This is a genomic window from uncultured Clostridium sp., assembly GCF_934754915.1.
Classification (GTDB): Bacteria; Bacillota; Clostridia; order Clostridiales; family Clostridiaceae; genus Clostridium.
The window spans coordinates 1-5,054 of sequence record NZ_CAKVKB010000190.1; the positions used below are offsets into that span (position 1 = coordinate 1).

At 29.0% G+C, this 5,054-nt stretch carries 2 protein-coding genes; one reads left to right on the plus strand and one right to left on the minus strand.

Going from position 1 to position 5,054, the window contains the following annotated elements:
- The first annotated feature begins 124 nt into the window (after positions 1-124).
- A complete protein-coding gene (locus Q0F58_RS17080) occupies positions 125-1,819 on the plus strand; it encodes a carbamoyltransferase C-terminal domain-containing protein (RefSeq protein ID WP_294379074.1) in 1,695 nt (564 codons plus the stop codon).
- On the opposite strand, the gene Q0F58_RS17085 is transcribed toward Q0F58_RS17080, so the two are convergent.
- Positions 1,798-5,010: a lipopolysaccharide assembly protein LapB gene (locus Q0F58_RS17085; protein WP_294379075.1), complete on the minus strand. Its 3,213-nt coding sequence runs from the start codon at positions 5,008-5,010 to the stop codon at positions 1,798-1,800. The two genes, Q0F58_RS17080 and Q0F58_RS17085, sit on opposite strands and share 22 nt — an antisense overlap.
- Between the last annotated feature and the right edge of the window lie 44 nt (positions 5,011-5,054).

The following is a 5,054-nucleotide window of genomic DNA, read 5'->3' on the forward strand; positions in this document are numbered from 1 at the left end:
ATAAGTAAACTTCATTCCACTGATCGTAAGCTGTTTTGTTAGTCTGATTCGTCAATAAAGGATAATTCTTAGTTAACTATTGTCTATCTTTATTTACATTAATCAAAACATGGAGAAAATTATTATGAGTAGAAATATAAGTATGGGAATAAATATGGGACATGATCGTGGAGCTGCTATAGTTTGTAATGGTATTTTATTAGGGGCTATTGCCCAAGAAAGAATAGATCGTATAAAACATTCAAGTTCATTAAGCATTCCGTTTGAAGCTATTGATTCTTTGTTAAATTATTTACATATTTCTATTAATGAAATATCCTGTGTAGGCATTAGTTGCACTTCGGTTGATATACCTAACTTATACCAATATACTAAAGAAATGTTGTCGGAACATTATCACCATAATTTTTCGCAGGTAATACCTGTAACTCATCATCTTGCTCATGCAGAAGCGTGCTTTAATACATCAGACTTTGATGAAGCTTTCATTTTGGTGGCAGATGGAGGTGGAGACGTGGTTGGAAAATTAGAAGAATCTGAATCTCTCTTTCACGCTGAAGGAGGGAACATATTCTTACTTGAACGTAGATTACAGAGTAATTATATTCATGGTTTTACAAGACCCCAAATGTATAATTATCCTTTTATGAATTTAGCATATAAAAATGCACAAATTAGTTTAGGGAAAAAATACGGACAAATTACAGCGTTACTCGGATTTGGACCATATGGTGCTGGAAAAACAATGGGATTAGCATCTTATGGAACGGATTTATTTCAAGTTCCAATTTCCAAAATGAATTCATTACAGTTTTCACTTGGATTTACAGATATATTGGAAACAATCTATAATTTATATAAAGAATCTAATATATCTTATTATAATTTTTTATCTATTAATAAAGAGAATATTGCTCATACTATTCAATCATTTACTGAAAGACAAACATGTGAAATTATAGATTATATAGTCAACAAATATCACCCTCAAAATCTGTGCTTAACCGGCGGACTATTTCTCAACTGTCCCTTAAATTATAAAATAATATGTCAACATCCTGATATTTCAATACATATTTGCCCTTCATCTGGAGATGAGGGACAATCAATTGGTGCAGCATACGCAGCATATAAAGTGCTAAATAGTAATCATGCAATTACTCCCACCTCAAAAGTCCTCCCTTATTTGGGAATAGATTATACATCTGACGAAATTGAAAATAGTATTAAGATGTATAAATTAAATTATGAAGTTATATCATCGACATCTTTGGCCCAAAATATTGCAAATGAAATATACCAGAATAAAATAGTTGGATTATTACATGGAAGAAGTGAAAATGGTCCTCGTGCTTTATGCCATAGAAGTATTCTGGCTAATCCTTGTAATCCATGCATGAAAGATATTCTTAATATATGTGTAAAGCATCGAGAAACATTTAGGCCATTTGCTCCAGTTGTTACAGAAGAAAGGCAATATGATATTTTTGATATTATAGTTGATTCTCCATATATGCTTTTGTCTGCTCAAGTTAAAGAACCATATAAACAAATATTACCAGCTATTACACATATTGACGGCTCTGCTCGTATTCAATCCGTAAATAAGAATTCAAACTTGCTCGTGCATAATATTTTAACTGAGTTTGAAAAATTATCCGGTATACCAGTACTCCTTAATACTTCTTTCAATGATAATAATGAACCAATGGTTGAATCTCCTAATGATGCAATCTCAACCTTTTTACACACCAATATTGATGTATTGTTTATGGAAAATTTCAAAATTACTAAGAGTCACACAAGTAAGGGTATATAGTATTTACTATCTACGTCCATTAATTTATAGTTTGATGCATCAAAGTTATTAATAAATTTTTGCTTTGATAATGCTTGTTTTATTTGTTTGAATTTTTCTAAAGTGTCGTTGCATGAATAAAAGCATAATTGATTATTGGAACACTGAAAGTTACAAAAAACATCAACGTTATATCCTCTGATTTGCGACATGAAATTATAATACTCATTCTCGCTATTGTTATTTAATAAGAATAATGCATAATTCGTTAAATTAATAATATTGCTATAAGTAAAATCAAAATTCCCTAAAAATAATTGATTTTGATGTTTCAAATATAAAAGCATCGTATTATAATACTTAAATATCAAATCCGTATTTTCATTATTGTCATTTGCAATAATCGCCCTTAGATTATAAATATTAGGCAATAATTTTATACTGGCATTATAGATACAAAGTTCAATGGCTTTGTCTAAATAAAATATTATCCTATCATACTCACTTTGGGATGACAATTGAATGTATTGGAGTACTGCCAATAAATAATATGAGCGTATTTGAGCAATTGGATACTGAATTTTATTTGCAATGTTTAATTGTCGAGTAACTGCCTCAACTAAACAGTTTTCATTTATATTAACTCCAGCAAGTAGTTTTGCTGAGATAATACTTAATGTATTATGGCAACTCAAACGAGGGTTATTAGCATGAAATATATAATTCTGTGCTTTTTTCATGCTCTGTAAGGACTTATCTGTATCAATAAAAAAACAAATTTTGGAAGCTGTCATATGTGACAACGCATAAAAAGTGTCGTTCTTCTCTTCACCTGCAACAGTGAAGGCTAATTGATTGTACTGTTCGGCCAATTCCCTATGGTTTAACTGATTATATAAGCTTGACATTCTATCAAACAAATTGAATCTTACATCCGCACTAAATAAAGCAGAATTATCATAGCGCTCTATGGCTAATAATTCTGTTCCAAGCTGAAGTGCTTTCAAATTATCACCACATTGCATATAGTAATGCATTTTCATCTGCTTATAGGAAATATTCAATTTATAATTTCTTTTATGATTTTTTAACAGTTTCTTTTCAATGTTATTTATATTTTGCCCGGCACGACCATTAGTAATATTGTGTAGCGAGATATAGAGTACGGATAAAATACTTTTTTCGCATATTTCATAGTCCCCTTTTTTAAATGAAATATCATAAATATCATCTATATAATCCAAATAATAATATGGTAAATTTATTGCTGCAACATTATCAAACAATTGTATTTGTGTTATTATTTCTTTATATGCATCGAGTGCTTCATCATATAATCCATTTCCAGCATATACTTTTCCCTTTTCCAATATATTTAATGAATTAAAAATAAAATCAGTTTCAAGTATTTTTTTATAAATCTCTCTTGCATATTTGTCTGAAGACATCACTTTGCAACAATATTGATATATATTTTCGTGTTCAAAAATGATGTTTTGTCCAGAAGCATCATTTTTTATAAAATGATGTTGTAATAAATAGTCCCTTCCATCTTCATCTAATAAAAACCATTCATTAAATATTTCGAGTCCACATATATTTTTCTTAAAGGCTAAAATAAGTAAGAAGTCATATGCTAATATTCCTATCCGCTTTTTTAAAAGGCTAACCCGTCTTTCTAAAAGTTCTTCTATTCCTTGTGGTATATATATTTTATCTCTAAAAGTAGTTGCATTTATTATACCAACGGTATTTCGATTAACTATATTAACCAATTTACTTTCCAACAAATATTCTACAAATTGAATAATATAAAAAGGATTATTTTCAGAAGCCATACAAATATCGTCTAATATTTTTAGAGGCACTTCTTTAATGATTGTCTTAATTAACGCCTTACTATCCTCTGGTTTTAATTTTTTAATTTCGTGATCAAGAATATGCCGGGAAGTGCGAGAAAAATCCATAAACCTGATATACTCTTTATTATAAATAGTATCATCATTCCTGCCCAATATAATAAACGAAACCACATGAGGCAATATTACTGTTGGCTTTGAACAATCTATAATATAATCAACTAAGTCTCGAGATGCATAATGGAAATCTTCGATCACAACTACATATTTGGAATATTGAGTATCTGAATTATCTATCAGACCCTTTTGCCGCATAAAGGAAATAAATTCATTTTTATTATTACGTTCATTTTTTTCTACACAACGAAATTCAAATATATCAATCCCACAATCTTGTATTTCCTTAACAATTTCATCTTTAATACGTGTTTTTCCAATACCAGCTTCTCCATAAATATGAATAAACATTTTTTCAAAATTAGATAATATTTTTTCGGATAATAGACTAATCAACTGTTTATGCTGCTGCCCAATTAAAGGTGTCTCAAATGCATAATTTACATTATTGCCATTAATAATTACTACTTTGGTATTATTATCATACTCCATATCCAAAAGCAGATCATTTATACCATCATTATACTGTTTTAAAGCAGTAACTTTTACTGCCATGCAACTATACGGTTCTATAAATTTATTTATTGGTTCCTCACATAATTTCCAATTGCGATTACTTTTCAAATCGTATTTGAAAAGTTGTTTTTGTGAGCTGAGATTCTGAAACAAAAGAAAAATATCAAGCCGATTTTTATCATTTTCTATCCCTTTCATAATTTGATAAGAAATAATTTCATTTGAAGAGGGAAAATAATTATTTGTGAAAATATTTAATATAATTTTATCAAAAAGCACAAAATTATATCCTCTTTCCTGGGCATTAGATACAGAAAGATAATATGCTTCTGGCGTAATGCATTTATTTGTAAGTAAAACAAAATAATCAATTTCAGAACTATTCGCTACTAAAATGTTATGTGAAAACTTGTCCCTATCTACTCTGGTATTCTTTGTACTTTTACATTCTATATATATTGTAATTTTGCTTCTATGGTTTACATTTTTAAATTCCTGACCGAATAAAAAAAACTTTGTAGGAGATGTTATTATCATATCTTTGCCATCATCTCTTGTATTGGATGTCTTTTTTATTCTTAATCCCTGAACATAATATTCTTGCAGTTGATCCGATATTATTTGATGCATTCTTTTTTCAAATTCATGCCCCTCCATATTGTCATAAGGGCATGAATCTTGATAAAGATTTTTAGTAATATAATTAACTCGTCCTAACATTTTATCTCTCCACAAATTATTGGTTAACTAAGAATTATCCTTTA

Coding starts and splice junctions, on each gene's coding strand:
- Q0F58_RS17085 (WP_294379075.1), bottom strand. CDS start 5,010: ATGTTAGGACGAGTTAATTATATTACTAAAAATCTTTATCAAGATTCA.
- Q0F58_RS17080 (WP_294379074.1), top strand. CDS start 125: ATGAGTAGAAATATAAGTATGGGAATAAATATGGGACATGATCGTGGA.